At 54.0% G+C, this 25,124-nt stretch carries 21 protein-coding genes and 1 pseudogene; 2 read left to right on the top strand and 20 right to left on the bottom strand.

Going from position 1 to position 25,124, the window contains the following annotated elements; all coding sequences use genetic code 11:
* Nucleotides 1-2 precede the first annotated feature (2 nt).
* The 17 genes and pseudogenes from BBOMB_RS02115 to BBOMB_RS08000 all read right to left on the bottom strand — a co-directional run bounded on the left by BBOMB_RS02115 (nucleotide 3) and on the right by BBOMB_RS08000 (nucleotide 18,036).
* Nucleotides 3-335, bottom strand: a complete 333-nt coding sequence (locus tag BBOMB_RS02115; RefSeq protein WP_044086628.1) for a small basic family protein — start codon at nucleotides 333-335, stop codon at nucleotides 3-5.
* On the bottom strand, nucleotides 335-1,312 hold the full coding sequence (locus BBOMB_RS02110) for a DUF881 domain-containing protein (protein ID WP_044086627.1): 978 nt from the start codon (nucleotides 1,310-1,312) through the stop codon (nucleotides 335-337). Before BBOMB_RS02110 ends, BBOMB_RS02115 begins: the two co-directional genes overlap by 1 nt.
* On the bottom strand, nucleotides 1,309-1,914 hold the full coding sequence (locus BBOMB_RS02105) for a CDP-alcohol phosphatidyltransferase family protein (protein WP_044086626.1): 606 nt from the start codon (nucleotides 1,912-1,914) through the stop codon (nucleotides 1,309-1,311). Before BBOMB_RS02105 ends, BBOMB_RS02110 begins: the two co-directional genes overlap by 4 nt.
* Before the next feature lie 121 nt (nucleotides 1,915-2,035).
* The gene (gene rpe, locus BBOMB_RS02100; protein WP_193786673.1) at nucleotides 2,036-2,710 is read right to left on the bottom strand and encodes a ribulose-phosphate 3-epimerase; all 675 of its coding nucleotides are present in this window, start codon (nucleotides 2,708-2,710) and stop codon (nucleotides 2,036-2,038) included.
* Nucleotides 2,711-2,852: 142 nt separating this feature from the next.
* On the bottom strand, nucleotides 2,853-3,767 hold the full coding sequence (gene lgt, locus BBOMB_RS02095) for a prolipoprotein diacylglyceryl transferase (RefSeq protein WP_044086624.1): 915 nt from the start codon (nucleotides 3,765-3,767) through the stop codon (nucleotides 2,853-2,855).
* A 121-nt stretch (nucleotides 3,768-3,888) separates the two neighbouring features.
* Entirely contained in the window at nucleotides 3,889-4,854 is a 966-nt protein-coding gene (trpA, locus tag BBOMB_RS02090) for a tryptophan synthase subunit alpha (protein WP_081867235.1), read from the bottom strand.
* Between the two features lie 17 nt (nucleotides 4,855-4,871).
* Nucleotides 4,872-6,977 (bottom strand): tryptophan synthase subunit beta, encoded by a 2,106-nt coding sequence (gene trpB, locus BBOMB_RS02085; protein ID WP_044086623.1) that lies wholly within the window; start codon nucleotides 6,975-6,977, stop codon nucleotides 4,872-4,874.
* 215 nt (nucleotides 6,978-7,192) lie between these two features.
* Nucleotides 7,193-8,749: an anthranilate synthase component I gene (gene trpE, locus BBOMB_RS02080; protein ID WP_044086915.1), complete on the bottom strand. Its 1,557-nt coding sequence runs from the start codon at nucleotides 8,747-8,749 to the stop codon at nucleotides 7,193-7,195.
* 289 nt (nucleotides 8,750-9,038) lie between these two features.
* On the bottom strand, nucleotides 9,039-10,295 hold the full coding sequence (gene rlmN / locus BBOMB_RS02075; protein ID WP_081867234.1) for a dual-specificity RNA methyltransferase RlmN: 1,257 nt from the start codon (nucleotides 10,293-10,295) through the stop codon (nucleotides 9,039-9,041).
* Nucleotides 10,296-10,347: 52 nt separating this feature from the next.
* A complete protein-coding gene (locus BBOMB_RS02070) occupies nucleotides 10,348-11,379 on the bottom strand; it encodes a phosphatidate cytidylyltransferase (RefSeq protein WP_044086622.1) in 1,032 nt (343 codons plus the stop codon).
* A 39-nt stretch (nucleotides 11,380-11,418) separates the two neighbouring features.
* Complete coding sequence (gene frr, locus BBOMB_RS02065) at nucleotides 11,419-11,973, bottom strand: ribosome recycling factor (protein WP_044086621.1); 555 nt, start codon at nucleotides 11,971-11,973, stop codon at nucleotides 11,419-11,421.
* Nucleotides 11,974-12,075: 102 nt separating this feature from the next.
* A complete protein-coding gene (gene pyrH / locus BBOMB_RS02060; RefSeq protein WP_044086620.1) occupies nucleotides 12,076-12,828 on the bottom strand; it encodes a UMP kinase in 753 nt (250 codons plus the stop codon).
* A gap of 165 nt (nucleotides 12,829-12,993) precedes the next feature.
* On the bottom strand, nucleotides 12,994-13,845 hold the full coding sequence (gene tsf, locus BBOMB_RS02055; RefSeq protein ID WP_044086619.1) for a translation elongation factor Ts: 852 nt from the start codon (nucleotides 13,843-13,845) through the stop codon (nucleotides 12,994-12,996).
* 100 nt (nucleotides 13,846-13,945) lie between these two features.
* Entirely contained in the window at nucleotides 13,946-14,803 is an 858-nt protein-coding gene (gene rpsB / locus BBOMB_RS02050) for a 30S ribosomal protein S2 (RefSeq protein ID WP_044086616.1), read from the bottom strand.
* A 224-nt stretch (nucleotides 14,804-15,027) separates the two neighbouring features.
* A pseudogene (gene def / locus BBOMB_RS02045) lies at nucleotides 15,028-15,511 on the bottom strand (peptide deformylase).
* A gap of 156 nt (nucleotides 15,512-15,667) precedes the next feature.
* Nucleotides 15,668-17,668 carry an AMP-dependent synthetase/ligase gene (locus BBOMB_RS02040; RefSeq protein ID WP_044086913.1) on the bottom strand — a complete coding sequence of 667 codons (2,001 nt, stop codon included), beginning with the start codon at nucleotides 17,666-17,668 and terminating at the stop codon, nucleotides 15,668-15,670.
* A gap of 86 nt (nucleotides 17,669-17,754) precedes the next feature.
* A complete protein-coding gene (locus BBOMB_RS08000; RefSeq protein ID WP_152570095.1) occupies nucleotides 17,755-18,036 on the bottom strand; it encodes a hypothetical protein in 282 nt (93 codons plus the stop codon).
* Nucleotides 18,037-18,376: 340 nt separating this feature from the next.
* Here BBOMB_RS08000 and BBOMB_RS07995 point away from each other — a divergent pair, with 340 nt between their 5' ends.
* Nucleotides 18,377-18,541 (top strand): hypothetical protein, encoded by a 165-nt coding sequence (locus BBOMB_RS07995; protein ID WP_156097119.1) that lies wholly within the window; start codon nucleotides 18,377-18,379, stop codon nucleotides 18,539-18,541.
* A gap of 14 nt (nucleotides 18,542-18,555) precedes the next feature.
* On the opposite strand, the gene BBOMB_RS02025 is transcribed toward BBOMB_RS07995, so the two are convergent.
* The gene (locus tag BBOMB_RS02025) at nucleotides 18,556-19,680 is read right to left on the bottom strand and encodes a GuaB3 family IMP dehydrogenase-related protein (protein ID WP_044086613.1); all 1,125 of its coding nucleotides are present in this window, start codon (nucleotides 19,678-19,680) and stop codon (nucleotides 18,556-18,558) included.
* 1,021 nt (nucleotides 19,681-20,701) lie between these two features.
* Here BBOMB_RS02025 and BBOMB_RS02020 point away from each other — a divergent pair.
* The gene (locus BBOMB_RS02020; protein ID WP_052377345.1) at nucleotides 20,702-22,060 is read left to right on the top strand and encodes a substrate-binding domain-containing protein; all 1,359 of its coding nucleotides are present in this window, start codon (nucleotides 20,702-20,704) and stop codon (nucleotides 22,058-22,060) included.
* A 62-nt stretch (nucleotides 22,061-22,122) separates the two neighbouring features.
* Here the strand turns inward: BBOMB_RS02020 and BBOMB_RS02015 are convergent, their stop codons facing one another.
* Together BBOMB_RS02015 and BBOMB_RS02010 are read right to left on the bottom strand one after the other, a co-directional pair.
* Nucleotides 22,123-22,677: a M23 family metallopeptidase gene (locus BBOMB_RS02015; RefSeq protein ID WP_052377344.1), complete on the bottom strand. Its 555-nt coding sequence runs from the start codon at nucleotides 22,675-22,677 to the stop codon at nucleotides 22,123-22,125.
* A 435-nt stretch (nucleotides 22,678-23,112) separates the two neighbouring features.
* Nucleotides 23,113-24,990 (bottom strand): acyltransferase family protein, encoded by a 1,878-nt coding sequence (locus BBOMB_RS02010; protein WP_161787686.1) that lies wholly within the window; start codon nucleotides 24,988-24,990, stop codon nucleotides 23,113-23,115.
* Nucleotides 24,991-25,124: the final 134 nt, after the last annotated feature.

Here is a 25,124-nt window from a genome sequence, read left to right as displayed (position 1 = left end):
GCTCAGCCTCTGAAGAGGAAACGACGTATGGCGGACACGTTGGAAAATATCCTGATGCCAAGAACGACGATGACGGCCGTCTGTAGCTGAGATCCAACGCCGAGTTGGTTGCCAAGCAGTACCAAAAGCGTTGCGGTGAGCACGTTCGAGACGAATGAAATGACGAATACCTTGTCGGAGAACGAACGCTCGAAATAAGCCCGTGCCGCACCAAGGAGCGCGTCCAATGCGGCAACGACCATAATCGGCAGATACGGCTGCAAGACAATGGGGATATCGGGTTTGACGAAGGCCCCAAGAATGAGACCTATAAGTAGTCCTAATACTGCCGCCATCACTTCCTCCTTCGTGCGTAGGTCAATTCGTTTGTTGTCGCCGCGGCGAGACCAAGCGATCTTTCCCTTTTGATTTGCGGATGGATTCCTGCGTTCTCTAGCGATGCATACAGTTTCGGTTGCGCTTTGCCATTCACACTGTTCGCCAAGGTTTTGGAATCTCCAATTGCCTTGATGACATAGGGGCTCGAGACCTGGTCGACACCGACAAGAATGACGGAACCGGCTGTGCGTACGGAGGTACTGACGCCGACGCGATGATCATTGATGGCTATAGCCTCCGCACCGGAGTGCCACAGCAGGCAAACGAATGCCTGCAGGTCAGCGTCCGTTACCACTCGTACCCTCGTCGTTGTAGGTTCGGATGGGATCGCGAGGGAATTCTGGGATCCCGTTGAGAGTGGGTCAGCGATCGTCAGGGTGATGCCGGGCCCCGAGACGGCGATTGTGCTGTTGCTCATCTCATCCTGAGTAAAGACCGGGTTGGTTTCGTCATGCGAGACATTTTCGGATTGTTTTGAGATCTTCGCATGGAGGTCACCGACCTCAGCGGTGTTCTTGGACAGAACAGAATTCTGCTGCTGCAACTCATTGATCAGACTGCTGCGGACGGCCTTACGCGGATCGGTGTTGAGTTGCTTGACCATGAGTGTTCCGCAAAACCCCACTGCCAAACATATGATGAAGACAACGATTCTATTGAACCAAACCACGGCAGCGGAACGTTGATGGGAGACAAGTTGGGAATCGGAAAACATCGGATCTAACGAGCGATTTGTCAGGTCATCAATGAGATGCAGTCCTTCATCGATGTTTCTTCTCCGTTGGCTCAACATAGGAGCCGGTCCGTCATCGAGTGATCCCGCGTAATAGGAGGTCAGGTTCTTTGCCGAGGTCGAGAACACGGCCCGGTGTTGGATTGGCTTGTCGTCATTCGATGGTGCAAATGACGGCGGACGGACGCGCGACGCGCTCACGGCCTGCCATCCTTGTGAATGAGTTCATAGCCTTGCCGGATGTAGATATAGCCAGCGACCCAGTAGAGTGCCACCCCCCAAATTCCAGCGGACAATCCCAGCAGATGAATAAGGCCGGTGAAGCAGTTGTGCCAAAGGTCCGCGAATATGAGTGCCGCAATGGCGATCATCAGCAACGCCGTACCTGCCTTACCGACGAAATTGACTGGCAATGGCCCGTAATCATGCTGCGCCAAGATGAGAACGAGAATCAGAAGAACAAGATCGCGTAATCCTACGATGATGAGCATCCACCAGGGAATGATGTCCGCCAACCCAAGCGCGAGAATGCTACATAGAATAAGAAGTCTGTCCGCTATGGGGTCAAGAATCTGCCCGATTTTGCTGACCTGATTGAATTTCCTTGCGATCATGCCATCAAGACTGTCTGATGCGGATGAAACGGCGAGTACGAGCAGCGCCTGCAACATCTTGTGTTGAGAAGTGAGATATGCGATGAACGGTATTGAAATGATGCGAAGTAGACTAATCAGATTTGGTACCGTCAGATAGATGTCCCTAGGTTCCGGGCTGTACTGGTTGGCTTTCGTAGGTAATTTCATTGTCCGCTATATCTCTGCTAGTATTTTGTGGTCCTGGGTGTCGCGATGTCATCTATGCGATTCCGTCCATAACCTATGTGCATGGTCCTGTAATCACCAACGTCGATCGACATTGGTGACATCAATCGCGGTAGGCATCCTCAGCCTTGGCGCGTATGTCGTCGATCGCCTTGGCGCGGTCTTTGGCACCGTAGACGGCTGAACCGGCAACTAACACATCGGCACCCGCCTCAGCGACGATGTGAGCGGTGGCGGGACTGACCCCACCATCGACCTGAATCTTGGTATCAAGTCCTTGCTTCGTTATCTCATCACGAAGCCGACGAACTTTGGCCATCTGGTTGTCAAGGAACTTTTGCCCTCCAAATCCCGGCTCGACCGTCATGACGAGGATCATGTCGAACTCGGAAAGGATGTCGAAAATCGGCTCGACTGCTTCAGCCGGACGAACTGCGAAGCATGCCTTACAACCCATCGCGTGAAGTTGACGGGCGAGTCGCACCGGAGCATGTGTCGCGCCCATGTGGAAGCTTACCGATGCCGCTCCCAGCTTTGCATATTCAGGTGCCCACCGGTCGGGATCTTCAATCATGAGATGAACGTCCACCGGCAGGTCGGTCACCTCGCAGATGCGTTGTACCACGGGCTCACCGATCGTCAGATTAGGAACGAAATGATGGTCCATGACATCGACGTGAACCAAGTCGGCATGGTCGATGGCTTTGAGGTCGCGTTCCAGGTTGCAGAAATCGGCGGAAAGGATGCTTGGTGCTATTTCAATCTTCATATGACTCATCATATTCAATAACACAGACGAGTCGTATGGCCTTGAGTGACGAGCATGGTCAATGTGGGATAGACGGTCCGCCGGCCTATGAACAAGTGGTGAACGAGGACCGTCGTCAGTACTTCACGGTGACGGCGGGGGGCGGTCTCGATCAAACCTGTCTGTTTTGATCCTTTTGTCTCATTTCTTCGGCTTCAGTGAGGGTGCGAAGTCGTTCAGCAAGGACGCTTGTAGGGCTCCCCCAGTGTTGAACGGCGATGAAGACCATCACACCGGCGACGAATACGCACATGGAGACCCAGACGTTGATTCGTACGCCGAGGAACTCGTGTGCGAAATCGATGCGCAGCATCTCTATCCACGTACGGCCTGCCGTATACCACATGATGTATATGGTGAACAGCGATCCGGCTTTCAGTATTTTCATCGCCTTGTGTCCGATCCAGACGATGATCAGGGCCCCGATTGCATTCCAAATCAGTTCATATAGGAACGTCGGATGAAACAGCGTACCCGTGGGGCATGTCAGACCGTCGTAGCAGCGTTCGGCGTCGCCTATGGCATCGCCCTGAGAATTCAATCTCAGCCCCCAGGGCAGGGTCGTCGGAGCTCCATATAGCTCCTGATTGAACCAATTACCCAGACGGCCTATGGCTTGGGCGACCAGCAGAGCCGGTGCCAAGGCATCGGCGAGCAATGCTGTGGGATAGTGTTTATGTCTGCACCAAGCCCAAGCGCAAAGACCGCCGAAGAACACGGCACCCCAGATTCCCAAACCACCGTTCCATATTTTGAAAATATCCACCCAATCGCCATGTGACCCGAAGTAGCGTTCGGGCGTAGTGACGACGTGGTACAACCTCGCACCCACGATGCCAGCGGGCACGGCGCATAGCGCGATATCAAGTATCTGGTCGAAATTGCCGCCGTAACGCCTCCAACGTACGTTGGTAAGCCACATCGCGACGACGATGCCCATAAGGATGCAGATGGCGTAGAAACGAATCGTGACAGGCCCGATGTTGAACTTCGATATCGGCGGTGACGGAATATAAGCCAAAATCATATTGGATATGATAGTCCTACAGCTGGAGCGTGGAATGAACCCAGTCAACGAATCGAGCCGTTTCAGCATTCACATGGTTTTGGTGTCTTGCGAACATATGACCGCAAAGGACGGCGCTGGGTCATATGCGCGAATGCGCCACCGCATCTGCCAGTTCCTCCGTCTTGCCAGCCAATGCGTCGAGGCCTTCGCCCGTAGGCAAGGCGTTGGAGCCTGAATCATCCAGTAAGGTGTGCACCAGTGCCGAACCGACGATGACGCCATCGGCAAAGGATCCGACCTGTTGGGCTTGAGCGGCATTGGAGACTCCGATCCCCACACATACACGCTTGGCTCCGGCGGCATGCATACGTTTGACAAGATGTTCTGGAGCGGAATCGAGCGTATCCCTTTCCCCCGTAACACCCATGCGCGAGGTCGCATATACAAAGCCACGGTGGTTTCGTGCGACGCATTTCAGCCGTTGCTCGCTTGAATCCGGTGAGACCAGGAAGATACGATCAAGACCGTAACGTTGCGAAGCTTCATACCAGTCTCCCGCCTCATCCGGTACGAGGTCGGGGGTCACCATGCCCGCACCGCCGGCGTTCGCCAAATCGGATGCGAATCGATCGACACCATAGTGGAACACAAGATTCCAATAGCCCATAATAAGAGGGACTCCACCAGCGTCAGCCACTGCCTGCACTGCTCTGAACACATCGGCTATATGCTCTCCCTTTTGTAAGGCTATGCGACACGCCGTCTGAATCACCGGCCCGTCCATGACGGGGTCCGTATAAGGCAGGCCTATCTCGACGAAATCGGCTCCATGCCTTACCAGGGTCTCGCATGCTTTTACGGAGTCGGCGCAGGTGGGAAAACCGAAAGGCAAATATCCTATGAAGGCCGGCCTCCCTGAGGACAGACACCGGTCGATTCTTCCAGCACTGATGCTGGGGCGTTTGGAAAAGCCCAGCGGCTGTTCCGGTATCGAAGGGTTTTGAATTCCATAGGTGTCACCGCCATTGTTGTTCGGGCCAACGGAAGCGTCAGCGTCCTGTTCATGCACGAAGGCGATATGTGCCGTATCTTGTGGATTCTTCATTGTTCCTCGTTCTTCCTTCATGAATGATTCGTGCCTTCGGGCATCGTCGCATGGTCCGTTGCACCGGCATCCAAAGCACCTATTTGTTCAGGTGTCAGGTAACCGAACCATTTACCGGCCGTCACCACGTCCTTGTCCCCGCGTCCGGAGATGTTGATGATGATATTAGGTGAGACGTATCCTCGTGATTTCAAATCGGCTGCCGCCTTGTACGCCCCTGCAACGGCGTGTGCGGATTCGAGAGCCGGAATGATTCCCTCCGTTTCGCACAGATCTCTGAACGCTTCCATCGCTTCGTCGTCGGTCGCATATCCGTAATGCACACGCCCTATTTCCTTGAGCCAAGCGTGTTCAGGTCCGACTGAGGCGTAGTCGAGCCCGGCGGACACTGAATAGGTGTCCAGGGTCTGTCCTTCTTCGTTTTGCAGCAAATAGGATTTTGTACCTTGGAAAAGACCTATTTCTCCTGTTCCCGGAGTGAGCCGTATGGCATGCTCACCGGAAACTGGTCCGTGACCACCAGCTTCGAATCCATAGAGATTGACCCGTTCGTCATCAAGGAACGTGTTCATGATTCCTATGGCGTTTGATCCCCCTCCTACGCAAGCGCATATGGCATCAGGGTGATCGATGGAGAACTCTTCACTGAGTTGGCGGCGGGTCTCTTCACCGATGACCTTCTGGAAGTCCCTCACCATCGTAGGGAATGGATGTGGACCAGCTGCCGTACCCAGCATATAATGGGTGTCCTCCACATTGGTCACCCAGTCACGGAGCGCTTCGTTGATGGCGTCCTTGAGTATTCTAGTGCCTTCCGTTACCTCTACGACCTCAGCTCCGAGCATGCGCATACGAGCGACGTTCAGCGCCTGCCTTCGTGCATCGATTTGCCCCATGTAGATACGGCACTGAAAACCGAACTTAGCGCACACCGTCGCGGTGGCCACGCCGTGTTGCCCAGCTCCGGTCTCCGCAATGACGCGGTGCTTGCCCATACGTTTGACGAGGAGCGCCTGTCCAAGTGCGTTGTTGATTTTGTGAGCTCCCGTATGGTTCAGATCCTCACGTTTCAAGAACACCCGGGAATTGAGGCCCGTCTGTGTGTTCAGGCGTTCCGCAAAACGTGGTGCTTCCGTCAAAGGTGAGGGACGTCCCACGTACTGACGACCCAATGTCGTCAATTCGTTTTGGAAAGCGGAGTCGTTTTTGGCTTCACCATATACGTCCGTCAACTCATCCAATGCGCCGATAAGTGCCTCAGGAACATAACGGCCTCCGAATCTTCCGAAATAAGGGCCCTGATGTTCACTTAGCGGCTTGCTTTGTGATGCCTTGACTCTTGCTCCGGCAGCGACGAGATTGTTCACTGCCAATGAATGATCTTCAGCCGTTGCCACGCCTTCGCCCACCAGCACGGCATCGGCTCCCGCACGTGCATAACGCTCGAGTTCCACATTTCCGAATACACCAGACTCGGCCACTTTCACAATGCCGTTGGGTAGATGGTCCGCAAGGTCGCGGTAGACCCCGACATCCACTTTCAAATCCTTGAGATTCCTGGCATTAATGCCGATAACCATGGCGCCTGCTTCCAAGGCCCGGTCAATTTCCTCACGTGTATGGGTTTCAACCAAGGCCGTCATGCCCAGCCGCTGCGTCAACTCAAGAAGATGATGAAGGCTGTTGTCATCCAAGGCGGCGACGATCAGCAGCACCATGTCAGCGCCATGCGCTCGCGACTCCCATACCTGGTAGTCGGTCGTAATGAAATCCTTGCGCAGCAAGGGGATATGTACAGCCGAACGTACTCGATCGAAATCCTCAAGCGATCCCTTGAATCTACGCTCCTCGGTCAAAACCGAAATTACTCGTGCTCCGCCGGATTCATATTCCATGGCCAACTTCGCGGGATCGGGTATGTCTCCTAGCATCCCTTTCGATGGTGATGCTCGTTTGATTTCTGCGATGACCGGAATGCCGTCGTCCTGGCGAAGCCATCCGGAACAGTCGATCGCGGCAGCTGCTGTATCTGCCATGCGCTGCAGGGTATGCAATGGCACGCTTTGCTCACGCCGTCGTGCATCCTCGGATGCGCCGGCGACCAATTCGTCGAGTACTGACATCTTTGCCTCCTTCATAGCAGAAAGCATAATGTGGCGGCATCCCCAAGCCTCTAGGATATCTTATAATATGGATAGCTAGCCATATATTGAGATTACATTTCGAGGATCGCTCTCATGAATGGTACCGGACCTGATCACGCAATCGCTGAGTTCACGCTCGGTGTATGCCATAAGATGAAGCCGTCGGCCTTTTGGAAGGCAGGGTGGCTCCGAGGTCACATTGTCCTCAATTGTGAGGCGATGCGCACCGCCTCGATGCTTGCGGCAGCCTTGTTGCGGGTTTCCTCCCATTCGGATTCAGGAATCGAATCGAGCACAATACCGGCTCCGGACTGAACATATGCGACGTGATCTTGAATGAAAGCAGTTCGGATGGCGATGGCCATGTCCATATTCCCGGCAAAATCGAAATACCCCACCGTTCCCCCATAGATGCCCCGGTCAATCGGCTCCAAGGCATTGATAATCTGAACGGCTCTGGTTTTAGGGGCACCGGAAAGCGTCCCAGCGGGAAAGGCTGCCTTGAACACATCGAGGGCGGTCATATCCGCTCTTACGGTTCCTGTGACCGTCGAGCATAAGTGCATGATATGACTGAACCTACGAATCTCCATAAGAGAGAGCACGCCTACGCTGTCTGGTTTGCAGACGCGGCTCAGATCGTTGCGCGAGAGATCGACCAGCATGGTATGTTCGCTGAGTTCCTTCGGGTCCGCAAGAAGTTCCTTCGCCAGTCGTTCATCTTCTTCTTCGCTCCTACCACGTGGCCGAGAACCAGCAATCGGGTAAGTCAAGGCTTTCCCGTCGTTCACCTCGATCAGCGTCTCCGGGCTGGAACCCACGATATTGAAAGGCCGTTCCTCCTGATCCGTCAACGTTATGAAATACATATAAGGACTTGGATTCAGCGTTCTGAGAACCCGGTATACGTCGAACGGGTCACATCGGCAATCCGCTTCGATTCGCTGTGAAAGCACAACCTGAAACACATCGCCATCAACAATGTGACGTTTTGCCTGCTCCACTGCCGCAAGGTAGTCGTCCCTATCCGTGCGGAAACGAACGTCAGGTAGCCTGGCATCAGGGTCAAGCACGTTTACCTTCGATTCCCCCTGCACTGGACGGGACGCCTTGAGTTGCATGTCATCCAATCTGGTCAAGGCATCCTCGTACGCAGTCCGCTCCCTGGAAGGTCGGTCATCAAAATTAACAGCGTTGGCAATAAGCCAAACGGATCCGTTCACATGGTCCATGACCGCAAGATCGGTGGAAAGCGCCAGAGCCAGTTCAGGCTGGTCGGTTTCGATCCGGGACGCTGATGAAACCGCAGGTTCCCAGTGCCTCAGAGCGTCCCAACCGATGGTTCCCACCAACCCGCCTGTCAGGTTCGGCAGCCCGTGAACGCGAGGCGATTTCAATACATGCAGTGTTCGGTCCGTCACGCTGATGACATCGCCGGTCAAAGGTATACCTACCGGCACTTTGCCCATCCAACAAGCTTGACCGTCTCGCGAGCGGAGCTGCGCAATCGAATTGACCCCGATAAAACTATACCGACTCCAGCTTTCTCCGTATTCTGCGGATTCCAAAAGGAACGTGCCTGTTCGTTCTTTGGACAGACGGGCATACAGCCCAACCGGTGTCAGCGAATCCGCCAGCAGACGCCTGACGACGGGTATGAACCGGTACCCCTGCATCGCGAGGTCATGGAATTGTGCGTACGAAGGCCATGTTCCGCCCCATTGTAAATGTTTGACGCTGCAGCTATCCATCCACCCCTCCGTATCGTTGCGAAATACTATGACAACATTGACATCAACGATACAGGCACGTCGCTTTTCGTTGTATCCTCGTCCCACGATGCGTACGATTTCCGCCGCGCCATACAAGGACTTCATCGGGAGCCGGAGCCGGTCAATAGCCCGCAAATGACGATGCGGTTCTCCGTCCTCCCCATTTCACGCACGTAGCATCCGTGTAAAGTCAGCCGTGACTACCGTCCACCGATTGTGCAATGAAGAGGAAGCAATGACGCCAGCAGTCCTATATCGCTTGGAAAGCTTAGGAAGGAAGGACGTTCTTGGCGGCAAGCTGTCCGCAGGCCCCATCGATGTCCGAACCACGCGTGTCCCGCAAGGTGGCGGTGATGCCGTGGCTGTGGAGGATATCGAGAAAACGTCGCTCGTCCTCAGGCTTGGAAGCTGTCCAGCGAGATCCCTCAATCGGGTTAAGTGGAATGGGATTGACGTGCGCCCAGTCATCGCCGTAATGGTTCAGGCGCTTTGCCAAAAGCGTCGCATGTTCGGCCTGGTCGTTGATTCCTCGCATCAACGCGTATTCGATGCTAACGCGACGCTTGCTGGCAACATAATAATCGTGCGCGGCATCAAGCACCTGCGTTGTATTGAACCTACGATTCATCGGAACGAGTTCGTCTCGAAGTTTGTCACTTGGCGCATGCAGGGAAACCGCCAAACGAACCGGAATGCCCTCGTTCGTCAGTTTTTTGATTCCAGGGACCACACCTACTGTGGAGACCGTTATGTTACGCGCGGAAATGCCAAAGCCTTCAGGCGGCATCGAAGAAATCTCACGTACTGCCTTCATGACCGCCTTATAGTTGCCCATGGGCTCCCCCATTCCCATGAACACCACATTGCTGAGCCTGCCGGGACCTCCAGCGATTTCGCCGCGTTCCAGAGCATCGGCCGCCACCCTTACCTGTTCCACGATTTCACCTGCTGACATGTTCCTTGTGAGTCCCAGTTTTCCAGTGGCGCAAAAGGGGCAGCCCATGCCGCAACCTACTTGGCTGGAAATGCATAACGTAGCTCGGTTGGGATAGCGCATGAGCACGGATTCGATCCGTGCGCCGTCGAACAACTGCCAGAGCGTCTTAACCGTGGCACCACCGTCGGCCACCTGCCTGGTTACTTCGTGGATGAGCTGCGGGAAAAAGATCTCCTGGGCTTGTTCCCGCGCAGAGACGGGAAAATCCGAAAAGCCGGAGACATCGGCATCGTGGTGCTGGAAATAGTGATTTGCCAACTGTCTTACTCGGTACTTAGGCAGGCCGATTTCTTCAGTCTTGTCGAGACGCTCCTGCGAATCCATATCCGCGAAATGAAGCGGTGGCTTGCCTCTTCTGGCATGATCCTTCGATAAGACATCTCTGAAAGCACCGTCGGAACCGCCGGGGGTGATTCCGCTTTCGGGTTCGTGGTCCTGGGTGGTTCGTCGTTTCGTCAGGCCCCCATCTCGTCCTTTTCCTACAGATCCCAGATTCTGCGAATGGGCATAAGCATCAGAAGAAGACATCAAAATCCAATCATTAATCGTTCAAGACGGGCTCGACGTACCGTCAGTGTTTTTACAATCCCAAGAGCCAAAGAATCAGCGTGAAGAACGGTGCGCACAGTAATATCGAATCCACACGGTCCATGACCCCGCCATGGCCTTTGAGCAGGTGGCCCATGTCTTTGATTCCGATGTCACGCTTGATCATGGAAGCGCACAAATCACCGAAAGTGCCGACGAAGCCAACGACCATGCCAATCACGATTGGCACCCACCACAGATCAGACCAGTATTGGCGGTACGTCACCAGAAATACGACGAGAGCACCAACAGCTGCGAACACCATCGATCCGGCAAGACCTTCGTATGATTTTTTTGGCGAGATCCGTGGGGACAGTTTGTGCTTTCCAAGCCACGCACCGACGAGCAAGCCGCCCGTATCACTGAGAGCGGGAAGGAAGATCACCATGATTGCGTGAGCGACAGGGTGTCGACCGAACGTTAATGGAAGGATGATGCATGAAGCGAAAGCCGCTATGTACAGCACCACAAAAACCGATACAGCGACGTTGCGCATGACCGAGGAGTCGCGAACTAATGACGACGCAGTGCCTTTGCCGTCGGATTCGCAAGGTGCGCAGGTGTTGCCTCCCGGGCTTGATTCTTGACCGTTCTTCGTCCGTTCCTGCTTGTCCTTCCCTGCCACTTGTCTGGATAGGAACACGTTCATGCCATGTCGATGGGTTGCTGCGATAGCAACGATGACCACCGAGACGGCAATGCACAGTGACGAGGTGGTAACATGCATTGGGGCGTAGAAGGTCGCGATGAGAGTTGCTGCGCAACACAACCATAGCGCAACCACGGGTATATGCAGGTCGATCACTGCGAAATCGACTCTTAGCTCCCACAGGGCCAATAGCATGAACACCACGATGACCCACATCAACAAATCTATGCGAATGAGCATTACGGCCACAAGCAAAGCTATCAGCACCACCGCTGTGGCAATGGCCTGCGGCATATTACGGCCCGTTTTGCGGTTGATGTCGCTAATTGTCGAACCGCTTTTCCTCTGGGAAGTGCCGGAATCGTTTGTCTGCATAAAATCACTCCTGCCTCTGCGTGAATATCAGCACAAGGCTCAGACTTCCATGATCTCTTTCTGCTTGGATTCAAGCAAGGTGTCGATGTTCTCGCTCACCTGCTTGGTCACCGTATCGAGTTCTTTCAGTAGACGGTCACCTTCGTCTTCACCGAACTCACCATCCTTGACAGACTTGTCGATGGACTCCTTGGCCTTGCGACGGATGTTGCGTACGGCCACTTTCCCGTCCTCCGCCTTGGTCTTGGCAAGTTTGACATATTCTTTGCGACGATCCTCGGTGAGTTCAGGCATGGTGACATGGATGACATTGCCGTCTCGGCGTGGACTGACGCCGAGGTCGGAATCACGGACCGCCTTTTCCACAGCGCCAGCCTGAGAGGCGTCGAACGGCGTGATAGACAACGTACGCGGCTCAGGCACACCTATGGAAGCCATCGACTTTATCGGTGTGGGAACTCCGTAGTAATCCACCGTCAATCCATTCAAAAGTGCAGGGTTTGCTCGACCGGTCCGGATGCCTGAAAAGTTCTCCTTGGTCGACTCCACCGATTTTTCCATTTGTGCTTTTGCTTGACTGATGACATCCGCCATGAGTACTCCTTGTTCCTTTGCGTTCGTGCGCAAATATTTTGTTTCGTATATGTCTTATATTCATTAGTGCGACGAAGGTCACACGAATGTGCCTCAGATCGATCAATCGCTCGAAAGCTCGGTCTCTCCATTGAAGACCAAAGTTCCGATTTCCTCGCCAACAAGCGCCCGTGTGACGTTGCCTTCTCCTTCCAGCCCGAAGACCCGTATGAGCGCATCGTTGTCGCGTGCCATTGACAATGCGGCGGCATCCATCACTGCCAGATTATCGACCAGGGCACGCTTGTAGCTGAGTGTGGTGAAGAGTTTTGCATCGGCATCCCTGCGCGGATCCGCCGTATATACCCCGTCCACGCCGTTCTTGCCCATGAGCACGGCGTCGCAATGTATTTCAAGAGCGCGTTGAATGGAAACGGTATCGGTCGAGAAATAAGGCATTCCTGCTCCGGCACCAAATATGACCACTCGACCCTTTTCCAAGTGTCGTATGGCCTTCAGCGGGATATAGGGTTCGGCGACCTGACCCATGGTTATGGCGGTTTGCACACGCGTTGCCTGACCTTCCTGTTCCAAAAAGTCCTGCAGGGCCAGGCAGTTCATCACCGTGCCGAGCATTCCCATGTAATCGCCTCTGGAACGCTCGATTCCCGCCTGTTGGAGTTCGGCACCTCGGAAGAAGTTGCCGCCTCCAACGACTATGGCCACCTGAACCCCCTGTTGCACGGCCTCATGTATCTCTTTGGCGACCCGACGCACAACCGAGGTGTCGATGCCAACCTCACCGCCGCCGAAGGCCTCCCCTGAAAGCTTGAGCAATACTCTTCTGTGTCTGTTCTCCGAACCATCTTCAACCATCAGGCGCCTTTCGTCAAATTCCGGCATACTGCGTATCAAGGATACCGTTTCTCAGCGACACAACATACGTTGATAAGGTTTTCCGCTTCGAAAACAGGAAACCGCGGAACACCTTGTGGTGAAACCGCGGTTTCCTGACTTCGATGAGAATATCCAAATCTTGGATCAGTCTTCCGACCCCTTGCCTACTTCCAGACGCGCGAACGCCGTGAGTTTTCCGCCGACCTCATCGAACAGATCGGCGATCGACTTCGATTCATCCTTCACATAGGACTGCTCAAGAAGGACGTTTTCCTTATAGAACGAGTTCATGCGCCCTTCCACAATTTTCGGAATGATTGTTTCCGGCTTGCCTTCGGCCTGCGACTTCTCCGTGGCCACACGACGCTCGGACTCGACCACATCCGCCGGAACGTCTTCGCGGGAAAGCCATTTGGCTCCCATTGCGGAAACCTGAAGGGCTGCCTCATGAGCCACTTTTGCCCCGGCCTCGTCCGTGGCGATGATCGCCACAATGCTCGGCGGCATCTCTGCGGACTTCTTATGTGCGTAGATCTCGACCTTATCACCCTGAATCTTCGCTACCTGGCCGACCTTGACATGTTCACCGAACAACGCCGCCGCTTCTTCGACGCTTTCCTTGACGGTGCTGTCGCCGGACTTCGCCGCAAGCACCTCATCGGCAGTGGATGCTTCCGCGGCTATGGCTTCGTCAAGGACCTGATCCGCGAATGCTACGAACTTGGGTGTCTTCGCAACGAAGTCGGTCTCGGAATTAAGCTCGACGGCGTAACCCACCTGACCGTTGACCGTGTCAACCACACGTGACGCAATAGTGCCCTCTTGTGCGCTTCGTCCCTCACGCTTGCCGGCTGCCTGAATGCCCTTGGCTCTGATGATTTCCTTGGCGCGAGCCACGTCGCCATCGGCTTCGGTGAGCGCCTTCTTGACGTCCATCATGCCTGCGCCGGTGTCGTCGCGCACCTGCTTGATCAATGCTGCAGTAACTGCTGCCATATCGACTCCTCGAACTTGTCATTACATACATAATTACGTATAAGACTTCGTGCCTCGGGCTCTCAAAAAAGGGCAAGGCACGAAGTGATGGTATCGGATGTCAGGCTTGTGCCTTCGCACCCTCTGCCTCGGCAGGCTGAGCGGGAGCGTCCTCCTGCTGCTTGGCGGCCTCTTCGACGGAAGCAGCTGCGGACGAATCGGTGAGAAGATCCTTCTCCCACGCGGCCATCGGCTGCTCGCTCTTGTCCTCGGTCTTCTCCGCCTTACCGCTGCGCTCCACCAGACCTTCAGCGACGGCATCAGCCATCAGCCCGACCAAAAGCTCGATGCCACGAATCGCATCGTCGTTCGCCGGAATGGGATAATCGACGAGATCGGGATCGGTGTTGGTATCAACAATGGCCACGACCGGGATGCCCAACTTATGGGCCTCATCTACGGCCAAGGTTTCCTTGCTGATATCCACAACGAACAGCGCCGAAGGGGTGCGGTTCATGTTACGGATGCCACCGAGCTGCTTTTCAAGCTTATCCTTTTCCCGCTCAAGCAGAAGCAGTTCCTTCTTGGTCAGTCCCGATCCACGCACATCGGTGAAATCCATCTCCTCGAGTTCCTTGAGACGTGAGACCCTCTTGGAAACTGTCTGGAAGTTGGTAAGCATGCCACCCAACCAACGTTCAGAGACATAAGGCATGCTGACACGGGTGGCCTGAGTCGCAATCGCTTCCTGGGCCTGCTTCTTGGTGCCTACGAAAAGAACGGTGCCGTTATGAGCCACCGTGGTCTTGACGAAATCATAAGCCTTATCAATCAGATCGAGCGTCTTGAACAGATTGATGATATGAATGCCGTTACGTTCGGTGAGAATGTACTGCTTCATTTTCGGATTCCAGCGACGTGTCTGATGTCCGAAATGAAGACCCGCTTTGAGCATTTCGCTCATGGTGATTTGAGCCATAGTATAACCTTTCTGTCGGTTCTTGCCTGGTCATGCGGTTCTGAGTGCAACGTCCTGAGACGCCGACCGACACAGTCCTTCACGAGCATGACGCGATGTTATGCGCCGATAGGTTGAATTGGTTGACAGGTCTGGACTCGTGAAATCCATCCCAGTCTGTTGGCACATACATCTCTGACTATACCACGACTCAGGTACCTCGTGGTGTTCGTTATCGTGGTGCGTCAATGATCGGAACGCAGCCGCCTCATAGCTTCGCGACGAACATCCTTTTCCAGTCGATCAAGGTAGATATGCCCATCCAAGTGGTCGGTTTCATGCTGGAGCATTCTGCCCATGAGGCCTTTGCCTTCCACCACAATGGTGTTTCCATCCAGATCGATGCCACGCACCTTAGCATAATCCGCCCTCCGTGTCTTGTACCAGAGGTCCGGTACTGAAAGGCATCCTTCATCACCGTATTGTTCCCCCCTCTTCTCTACGAGCACCGGGTTGATGACATATCCAAGTTTCCCTTCGATGTTGTAGGAGAACGCACGTAGGCCGACGCCGATTTGGTTGGCGGAAAGTCCAGCCCTGCCCGGGTCATCCACGGTGTCCATCAAATCGGCTATCAAACGCCGAACCGCCGGCGTGATCGTCGTTATCGGTTCGCAGGGGGTGGCGCAGCACAGGATCTGGTATGACTCGGATTTCACGCAATGCCAATTAATTCTTCCTCTCTTCATAATCTTGCCGCAGCAGCGCGCAAGGCTGCTGCCTAATCTGACGCAAAAACGGTCCTCTCTCACCTCCGTCGATAAAGGCGCAAAGAGGACCGCGTGGCGCTACGAAAACACTTCAGATACCGCCAGCCTATCGACCTCATTCTTGCGGTTCATCGGCTCCCGTGTTTTCTTCGTCATCCTGTTTGCGATGTTCACCGATGCTCTGCTTAGCCTGTCCCATGGCCTTGCGCATTATCGGCGAAACCGAATTACCCGCCTGTCGCACACCTTCCGCCGTTTTGTCTATGAATTCCACGGCGGCCGAGGGAGAGGTCTTGCCTTGGAAGCGTGGGGTGTAGATCTGCTTCTCGATGATGTCGTCGTACTTCTTCAACACCCCCGGACGAATCACCTTCATACTCGGGGTTAGGGTTCCGGCATCCTGAGTGAATTCGTCCCGAACAATGACGAACTTTCGGACGGACTCCGCCCGCGACACTTTGCCGTTCGCCTTGTCGATGAATTGTTGGATATATGAACGGACCGCCTCGTTTGTGATGATCTCGTCCATAGGCATCTGCTCCTGCATTCCATGATCGGAAAGCCATGTGCGCGTCATGGACTCGTCCAGCTCTATCAGGGCCGAAACAAAGGGCTTCCCATCACCCAGAACGACCGCATGGGAAACGATGGGGCATGTCTCTATGGTGTCCTCCATGGGCGCGGGGCTGATGTTCTTGCCACCTGCTGTGATGATGATGTCCTTTTTTCTGCCGGTGATGTAGACGAAGCCATCATCGTCGATTTTCGCTATATCACCAGTCTTCAGCCAGCCATCGGAATCCAGGACTTCGGCCGTAAGTTCCGGTTGCTTGTAGTAACCAAGGAATACGTCCTCACCGTTGATCAGCAGCTCGTCGTCATCAGCGAGCTTGACGCCGATCCCAGGTCCGGGCCGCCCAACGGCGCCTACCCTGTTGAAGTTGAGGAAGTTCACGACGCACGGCGCCGCGGTTTCCGTCAGTCCATAACCCTGGATGAGCGTTATGCCGTCTATGCCGTTGAAGAAATGAGCCAGATCGACGTTCAGTGGGGCGCCCCCGCAAGCGAGATAACGCAGGTTCGGTCCCATGGCTGAACGAACCGAAGAACCGACCGTCTTCATAAAGAACTGGTGCATGAGTCTCTCATGCAGGGTATGCCCCCTGCCTTCCTGCTCCTTGCGTGACCATTGATCGAAGTGGTTGAATGCCTTTGAAAACACATAACCTTTCAATCCTGAACCGGCCTTTTGTGAAGCGGCGTTGTATACCTTTTCGAAGACACGTGGGACTCCAAGGAGGTATGTCGGTTTGAAGCTACGTAGATCCGAGAGCAGTTTCTTGGTGTCAGACACATATCCGACCACACCCTGCGCTCCGATGGCTGCATATTGGATGTAGCGGGCAAAACAATGCGCCAAGGGGAGGAAAAGCAGAAGTCGGCTCGGGTCACCCAGCATGCCTTTGAGCACATCCCAACCGATGAACACCGTGGAGACGAAATTCCTGTGCGAAAGCATCGCACCCTTCGGCGTTCCGGTCGAACCGGAGGTGTATACGATTGTCGCCACATCATCGGCCTTGACCTTGGCAATCGCCCGTTCAAGCTCGGAGTCCTCGATTGCCGCACCGAACTGGCAGATGGCTTCCAACCCACCGTCTTGGAAATTGAAGACGTAATTCAAATCGTCGTTCTCATTGCGCAACTGCTCAAGGATCTGCGAATGAGCCGAATCTCCTGCGAAAGCCACACGCGGATTGACGGCATTGACGATTTCGCGCGCCTGATCCATCGAATCCGTTTCATATACAGGAACGCTCACCGCGCCTATAGCCGCGCATGCGAAATCCGTGACCCCCCATTCATACGACGTAGAAGCGTAGATGAGGACCATGCCGCCGCTCCTGACTCCGAGACCCATAAGCCCTTTGGCCACGGAACGCACCTGCGAAAGCATTTGCGAGGCGGTGACGTCATGCCATTGATGGGTCCGCTCATCCTTCCACTGCGCGACCACACCATCAGGCTCCCGCTCCTGGCGATGTTTGAGCAGTGAGAATATGGTATCCTCATCGGTCGTGAACGTGACCGGATCTAATTTGAATTCTCTTAACATGCCACCCACTATAGCGGCCGGTAAGGCCAAAACCGTTCCGTAACTTTCGGTACCGTAACCAGCTTTGTCACGGTAACTTTTCAGGCTTATCCCAAGTCAGCAAAATCACAGATCCAGCGGCTGCCCTGATAACGCAGCACCAGATTGACCCAGTACGTGGACCAGCCTAGCTGCACGCATACAGCAGCTTCAAGAGTGGTGCCGCTTTTAAACACCATGTCGATCAATTTGGGCACCGTCGGGTAACGATCGAGTCTGTTTCTGAGCTCGGAATCCATTGTCATTTGAATTTCAAGCAACTTGGACATGGTATCGAGCTTGTTGATGCACGGCCACGTCATCCTGCGTTCTAGATTTTTCAGTGGCATTCTTCCACGCACGACATCGAGACTCATACATGCTAGGCGGCACGAATGCAAGGCGATTTGCTCGCAACGGCCTTGGCTCATCTTGCATGGGAAGCAGCTGACGCAATGATATCGCACGGGCGCATATGAGAGTTCCACCTTCACTGTGCCATCCCATCGGTGTCGGTTTGCTTCTTCGTTGAATCCGTTCCCTTCGTCGCGTTCCTGACCGTCTCCACTGGTCGAACGCATGCCATCTATGTTAGTCATTCTCGTTGTTCCATTCATTGTCAAGTTATCGATATGGTCGACATCATTCATTGATGCCGAGGTCAATCATCTTCAAGAACAGCAGAAAAGAATGAAACGCGCAAATTCGATGTTTGATTTTGGGGATAAGTGGATAAGTTTCCTCAAGATCGAATCGGCACAGTCCGACGACACACGGCGCAAGATGCTTAGCTCCATCGCCAAAGCCGAATCAGTACAGGTCCCGGAATCGATGCACGGGGCCTGCACAACATGACGAGAATCAGAGCCTTACATACCGCCGTTGCCTACGACAGCCACGTCACAGCGTTGGAAACTCTTCAAGTCGACATATCCAGCCGATGCCATCGTACGTTTCAGTGCTCCTACGAAATTGACCATGCCCGGAGTACTGTGACTTGGACCATAAAGAATCTCCTTCAAGGTCGCTACCGTACCGACGTGCGTCCTATTGCCGCGTGGCAATGAAGGGTGATAAGCTTCGGCACCCCAATGCTCACCTTTGCCGGGAGCCTCGGCTGCTCGGGCCAGCGGCGCTCCGAGCATAACCGCGTCCGCACCAAGTGCCAAGGCTTTGACGAAGCTCCCCGAATCCCCCATGCCTCCATCGGCTATGAGTTGCACATACCTCCCTCCGGACTCATCCATATAGTCTCTGCGGGCTTCCGCAATATCAGCGATTGCGGTGGCCAGGGGTGCCTGAACACCCAAGGTCGACTGCGTTGCAGAGACGGCGCCTCCACCGAAACCGACCAGCACTCCCGCCGCACCGGTGCGCATGAGATGCAGGGCCGCTGCGTAGCTGGCAGCCCCTCCCACGATTACTGGAACATCCAAATCATAGATGAATTTCTCCAGATTCAACGGTTCGTGGTCACGGGAGACGTGCTCGGCGGAAACCGCGGTGCCTCTGATGACGAACAGATCCACACCGGCGTTGATCACCGTCTCGCAGAACTCTTGTGTATGTTGCGGCGAAAGCGAGGCCGCAACTGGCACACCGGCCTGGCGTATCTGCCTGAGCCGCAGATCGATGAGCTCGGGCTGTATGGGTGTGGCGTAAATCTCCTGCATTCTGCGGGTCGCACTGGTCTCGGCAAGTTGCGCGATCTCTTCAAGAAGTCCCTCCGGGTTCCGATAGCGTGTCCACAAGCCCTCCAGATCGAGGACTCCCAGAGCGCCAAGCTTCCCCATCGCTATGGCGGTGTCCGGACTGGTGACGGAATCCATGGGTGCGGCGACCACAGGTACGTCAAATTCATAGGCATCGATTTGCCATGTTGTCGAAACATCCTGCGGATCACGGGTTCGACGCGAAGGGACAATCGCGATGTCATCGAGAGAGTATGATTGACGGCCCTTTTTACCCAAGCCGATTTCGATTTCCTGAGTCATACTCACAAAATTAGCGCTCAGGTGTGACTATATGACACCATGGCGCAGGGCAATGCGACACTTACAAGCGGAAACCGCACAGCAAATTGGACAATACACAGGAAGACGGGTTTTACGTCGGATCGTCCCCGACCAGCATGGTTGTTGGCTATCGATTCTCTTCCAGACGGTGGGCTTCAGCCTCGTACCATATGCTCCATATTAACGGTGTAGGGACCGTCTTGAAGCCGAAGCGCTTCTAGGCATGGATTAGTCCCATGCCTCCGCTTCGAACCAAACCTATGACGAAGCTACCCGACAGTCGGATCTCTCTAACGTGACGATATACTTCAGAAAATGGCATCCTGACGAAAGGCTCAACCAATGCCTTGTCTTCGATATTCCTTGACTAGTGCGCTCAGGCAACGAACCTGATCGGAAGGGACTCCTTCAGTTGCAGGCCGTATGCGGATGCTAAAGGTTGGGATAAGGAACGCATCGAATCAGGCGCAAGGCCCCGTATAAGGACAAACTAACGACTCAGGATAAGCCTTAACCAGATACAGATGCATTCACAGGCGTCGATGCAGCCCTTAGCTAGGTGGTGAGATCCGTTTGAGGAATGACTTTGGCTTTGCGGCCAATCTTGGACTAGACTCTATGTAGTTGGAAAATGAAATCTAGGAAATTGGGTCTGCGATTGTGATTGGTACGAAAAAAACTATGAATCGGGTTGTTTCATGTCTGGCTACTTTCGCTGTTCTTCTTGGCTTGAGTGCTTGCGGTCCGTCTTCGCAGGGAGATGACGGCCAGGGACGATCCGACGTTTCGACAAACGTCTCTTCAAGAAAAGCTGAACTAAGCCGATCGCAGGTCGTTTTTTTTTGTTCCGGCAGACGGCATCACCATCTCACAGCATACCCCACTGAACAAGTGGGCCGAATTCACTCCTATTCTCAGTGATGGGTTACGTAAAACCGGAATACCGGCAAAATCGATAACCACCAAGACTTCCGGAGATTTTGCCCAGCAAAGCAGAGACGTGCAGGACTTCGTAGACAGCCACCTTTCGAACGGGAACAAGGAGCATGGTCGGCACACCACAATCATTCTGGCACCAGCTGTTTCTTCCGATGACAACCAGTACGGTGATTATGTGACCAGACCGCAGCACATCGAAGACGGGGTTGATCACAACGTCGGCACTGGTCCGACGAGCGAGGACAGCGAGGCACACCAGCGCTTTGTCTCGGCATTGAAATCAGCGAGGAAAGCCGGCGCCCATGTGGTCCTGATATCGCAGTCGATTTCTGGATTCGTTCCGGATTTATATGTTCAGATGTCGACTCCAAGAGCCATAGGAGAACTGCAGGCCCGGCAGTTGGTCGAAAAACTAGCGATTGATAAGGCGACGGCCAACCACCCGAAGGCGATTGAAGTCATGCTTCCGAGCAAGGAGACTTCGGATTCGTTGCTCGGATCTATAGCGGGCAAAACGGACAGCGCACAACAGAAGGAAAGGCAGGACAACAAAGAAGAGGCTTCGGTGACAGTTTCCGATGATTTCGCACAAGAGGCGTTTGCGGGCGTGTGGTCGGTTTTGGGTCAGTATTTCAAAGATGGAAGGGTGTTCAGTCCTTCCAGTCGACTGGATGCTCAAAGCACGCAGGATGATTGGCGAAACGTCGCGTTCCCGGCGCAGAAGTCGTCACAGGTCTCTGATGAACTTGAAAAACGGCTGTCCGTGTCGGACAAAGACGACAAAACGTCACAACCGGCGCATATCGACGGCATCGTGGCGATGAACGATTTTGTCAGTGATGCCGTGATAGATAAGCTTACAGACCTCAAGTACCAAGGTTCCAGCGCAGATATAAACCCTGACATTTCGATTTCAGGCATCCTAGGCACGATTACGGGTCAGCATAACCTCTACAGACAGACCGTGCCCAAACCAAACATGGGATTGACTTCCAAAACACAGACTCCTCAGAATCCAAATGATTCAACCACGAACCCCACATCACCCGAACTCGATGACAATCAGAAAACAGGTGGATTGGCCACACATGATCCAAGCCAATCGGTCCAGCCAGATATGTCATGGCCTATCGTCACCGGATTCGGTGTCTACACCGACATGATTCCACGAATCGTGGATGGCAAGCAATGGATGACTGGCATGGAGGATTTGCATGGAGTCGCCGACACAATCGCCAACGCGAACGTCTCACTCGTTACTGGCACTAATGTGTCCACAATGCCCGAAGTCAGTAATAAGGAAGTCAATGGGGTGAAAACACCGGTTATTACTGCAAAGTTGATAGCCGTAAGTGCTGGGAACCTCAAAAAAGAGATGATTGATCCGGGTTATGTGAGCATGGCCGACGCAGGTTTGTGATTCATCGAAACAGGATGGGCTTTTCGATGAATCACAAACATCGTACCAGTGTTCATGAAACATTACACGGCTTTGAGCACGATTTTCTTTCTGTCCGCCAGCAGTTCTGGATTCGTGTAGTCCCATGCACCTCGTCTTACGCCCCAATGGAGGCAGGAAGTCAGGCAATGGTCCGAAAGTCCCGAGACAGTGGCGAAAGGTGCACCCTGGATCACCGGCGTACCGATGGGCAGATCGCTTATCGCGGGCTCAAACGTCAATGTGAAGGATCGGGTGCGGATGCTGACCACGCTCTTGCCTGCGACCAAACCCGCAAAACTGATTATTCCGTTATCTGGCGCCACCAACAGCGTACCTGGCACCGCCGCTACGTCGACACCTCGGTGTCCGGATCCGAAGCGACCTGTTGGTGCCTTGAATTTCTTTGTAACTACATGAGTAAGTACAGGCCAACGCAGTGGCGCATTGCAGCCCTTCTCCGAGGGTGCGAAAAAGAGCGATGTCTGCTTACTGAGGTCGGTGTCATCAGACGACACTGCATCGACAATACGCACATGGCCCCATCGATGACAGGCACCTGCGTTCGCGGAGCGATCGGAATAGATGATTGACGCCATTGTTCTGCTAACCTCGGTTGCCGGATTTTTCAGTTCCTTTACGGTACAGCAAATCGACGTCAGTGCAAGCCCAATCACAATTGACATGACCAGTGCAGGAGAAACCGAACGCCAAGCAATCCTAAGATGCAGCCGTTTGCGCACTCGACGATGCCGTTTTCGTAAGTCTTGACCTCGTACCATAGTTGACCACTCCTCTTTACTTTGTATTACCCGCCGAACAATCCGAACACCGTACGGCTGCGAACATTCCCGTAAGGGAAGCCTCATCAGGCCAGTATGGAACATAAGCAATGCGGCCGGTGTCGAAACCAAAGGGTTGTGGACAAACCAATGCAGATTGGCCTTCAAGCGTGTCAGCATGTCACATGAAGTATCTGTACCCGTGAACATCGATGGCAGAACAGCAACTGTCGGAATGCGCAATCGTTCCGCTCAGCTGCCGCAAAGGCCTTGACGGATCAGCAAGCCATAAGCCTCTCGTCCCCCGCCTTCGCCAGGGGTCAGGTGCGTTCCGTCATCATAAAAGTACTCAGGGTGGCCTTCACTGGCATCATACCAATCAAGTATGCCGACATTGCGGTGCCTCGAGGCCACCTGCCTGATCATGGAGTTGTTCTGGTCCTGCCACTCACGAGGGACCCTTATCGTGGTGAGGTATATCGGCGACCCGTGGGTCGACTGTACCAGCTGCTCCAGCTGGCTTGTATCATTGATTGGTCCGTTCGTTCCCAAGGCGAAAATGACGACCGAACTAGGCTGTCCCGACGCGGCGTGTTGCGCAAAGACACCAGGACCGGCGCTCATGGGCCGCCCTACTTGGCCATCCTGAATGGCACCCGGGATGTGGCTCTGAACAAAATCCTGCGCCCCCATCTCGACTGAATCGCTGATGATCAAGGGATCCGCCGTGCACACTCCTGAGGCCTCGGTGTACGTCCAACCATGTGTGGAAAGGTTTTTGGGAACCTTCAGAGCGTGGGGAACCAGGCGTTGCGGAAGATTCACCGATGGCTGAGGAACGGTGTGGCGTTCGAGATATGAAGCATGCCGTCTTCTTACGTCTGATGTGTTACCGAGCATCAATTCCACCGCATAATGATGTTCGTGCCTGAAGCGGGCGTTTCGCTCCTCATACGGTCGTGCTACCTGCTTGGGCGCCACGGTACATGTCAAGGCCACGACCACGCCCAGCACAGTGAGCACCTTCGTGACGCTCCTTATTGAGAGCTTGACGGGTACGGTATTGTCACCACTGAACCTAGGCCTCTCGACGAACGTGTGCCATAGCTCTGCAACAAGCCAGATGATAACGAATTGCACCAACCAACCCCACCATTTCAGCGGTGAGGTGCGTGTTGCCGGATTCATGATTGCCAGCAAGGGATAATGCAGAAGATACAGCGAGAAGGATATCGATCCGAAATGAACGAATATCCTTGAACCAAGAAGCCTGGAACAGAAATTTTCCTCATCTTCAAGTATCACCAGCAACAGTCCACCGGTAATGGCGACACATTGAAATCCGCCACGATACAGGAACCTGCTGTTGCCGTCGGCGGAAAGAAACAGCAAAACGAGCGCTGCAATGAGACTGAAGCCCGCCAAGCCCCACAGGAGACCTGATACTTGCGATCGCAAGGTACCATCCTGTTCAACGGTACGTAGCGAAGACATTCGTCCTTCACTTTGGACCAATGCCACGAAAGCACCCACAAGCAACTCGGAAAGACGCGTGTCCAAACCATAGTAGGCGCGGCTCAGGCCTCCCGGCGAAAACGAGAATCCCACCATGAGGAGCGAGGAAATGAGGAAAAGAATCGCCGTCAAACCAGTCTTGGCTTTTTTTGACATGCCGAATCGGTGCATGAGCATGAGTATCAAAGGCCAAAGCAGGTAGAACTGCATCAGCAGGGAAGCAAACCAAAGATGCGTAAGCACAGAAGGCAACCCCGTGGCATCGAAATATGACACATGACGGACAATATAAGTGACGTTGCTTACGAACGTGATGCTGGGTAGCGCATCGGCCACGAATTTACGAGCAAGCGATGGCGCGAAGCAATACAGCACAGGAGGAAGAACGGCAATCAGTGAGAATACAGGGAAAGCCAAGCGCTTGATTTTCTTCCATAAATAGCGCCAATAGTGGAACCCTTCCTTGGTTGTGTGGAGAGTTTCGACGCTGCGGGTGATGAGAAAACCTGAAACCACGAAAAACACCGTAACCCCGAGAAAACCACCTCGCATCAGCGCAGGCCTGGTATGATATGCGACGACACCGATGATCGCCAGCGCCCTCAATCCATCCAACGCTTTTATCCGGTTGCCGTCCGGTCGGCTTCCCCGGGTTGAATGCGCACGAAAATCGTGTAAAACCTTACGAAACAGCGACAATTCGACCCTACCCATAACATTTTCGAAGACGGTTCCATACGGAGCCTATG

The sequence above is a fragment of the Bifidobacterium bombi DSM 19703 genome (genome assembly GCF_000737845.1).
Taxonomy (GTDB): Bacteria; Actinomycetota; Actinomycetes; order Actinomycetales; family Bifidobacteriaceae; genus Bifidobacterium; species Bifidobacterium bombi.
The sequence above is the reverse complement of the archived record's forward strand: the minus strand, read 5'-3'. Positions and strand labels throughout refer to the sequence as shown.

What these genes read in the sequence shown, in the direction of transcription:
- BBOMB_RS02115 (WP_044086628.1), bottom strand. Translation starts at nt 335, where the DNA reads ATGGCGGCAGTATTAGGACTACTTATAGGTCTCATTCTTGGGGCCTTC.
- BBOMB_RS02105 (WP_044086626.1), bottom strand. Translation starts at nt 1,914, where the DNA reads ATGAAATTACCTACGAAAGCCAACCAGTACAGCCCGGAACCTAGGGAC.
- rpe (WP_193786673.1), bottom strand. Translation starts at nt 2,710, where the DNA reads ATGAGTCATATGAAGATTGAAATAGCACCAAGCATCCTTTCCGCCGAT.
- lgt (WP_044086624.1), bottom strand. Translation starts at nt 3,767, where the DNA reads ATGATTTTGGCTTATATTCCGTCACCGCCGATATCGAAGTTCAACATC.
- trpA (WP_081867235.1), bottom strand. Translation starts at nt 4,854, where the DNA reads ATGAAGAATCCACAAGATACGGCACATATCGCCTTCGTGCATGAACAG.
- trpB (WP_044086623.1), bottom strand. Translation starts at nt 6,977, where the DNA reads ATGTCAGTACTCGACGAATTGGTCGCCGGCGCATCCGAGGATGCACGA.
- trpE (WP_044086915.1), bottom strand. Translation starts at nt 8,749, where the DNA reads ATGGATAGCTGCAGCGTCAAACATTTACAATGGGGCGGAACATGGCCT.
- rlmN (WP_081867234.1), bottom strand. Translation starts at nt 10,295, where the DNA reads ATGTCTTCTTCTGATGCTTATGCCCATTCGCAGAATCTGGGATCTGTA.
- BBOMB_RS02070 (WP_044086622.1), bottom strand. Translation starts at nt 11,379, where the DNA reads ATGCAGACAAACGATTCCGGCACTTCCCAGAGGAAAAGCGGTTCGACA.
- frr (WP_044086621.1), bottom strand. Translation starts at nt 11,973, where the DNA reads ATGGCGGATGTCATCAGTCAAGCAAAAGCACAAATGGAAAAATCGGTG.
- pyrH (WP_044086620.1), bottom strand. Translation starts at nt 12,828, where the DNA reads ATGGTTGAAGATGGTTCGGAGAACAGACACAGAAGAGTATTGCTCAAG.
- tsf (WP_044086619.1), bottom strand. Translation starts at nt 13,845, where the DNA reads ATGGCAGCAGTTACTGCAGCATTGATCAAGCAGGTGCGCGACGACACC.
- rpsB (WP_044086616.1), bottom strand. Translation starts at nt 14,803, where the DNA reads ATGGCTCAAATCACCATGAGCGAAATGCTCAAAGCGGGTCTTCATTTC.
- BBOMB_RS02040 (WP_044086913.1), bottom strand. Translation starts at nt 17,668, where the DNA reads ATGTTAAGAGAATTCAAATTAGATCCGGTCACGTTCACGACCGATGAG.
- BBOMB_RS08000 (WP_152570095.1), bottom strand. Translation starts at nt 18,036, where the DNA reads ATGCCACTGAAAAATCTAGAACGCAGGATGACGTGGCCGTGCATCAAC.
- BBOMB_RS07995 (WP_156097119.1), top strand. Translation starts at nt 18,377, where the DNA reads ATGAAACGCGCAAATTCGATGTTTGATTTTGGGGATAAGTGGATAAGT.
- BBOMB_RS02025 (WP_044086613.1), bottom strand. Translation starts at nt 19,680, where the DNA reads ATGACTCAGGAAATCGAAATCGGCTTGGGTAAAAAGGGCCGTCAATCA.
- BBOMB_RS02015 (WP_052377344.1), bottom strand. Translation starts at nt 22,677, where the DNA reads ATGGCGTCAATCATCTATTCCGATCGCTCCGCGAACGCAGGTGCCTGT.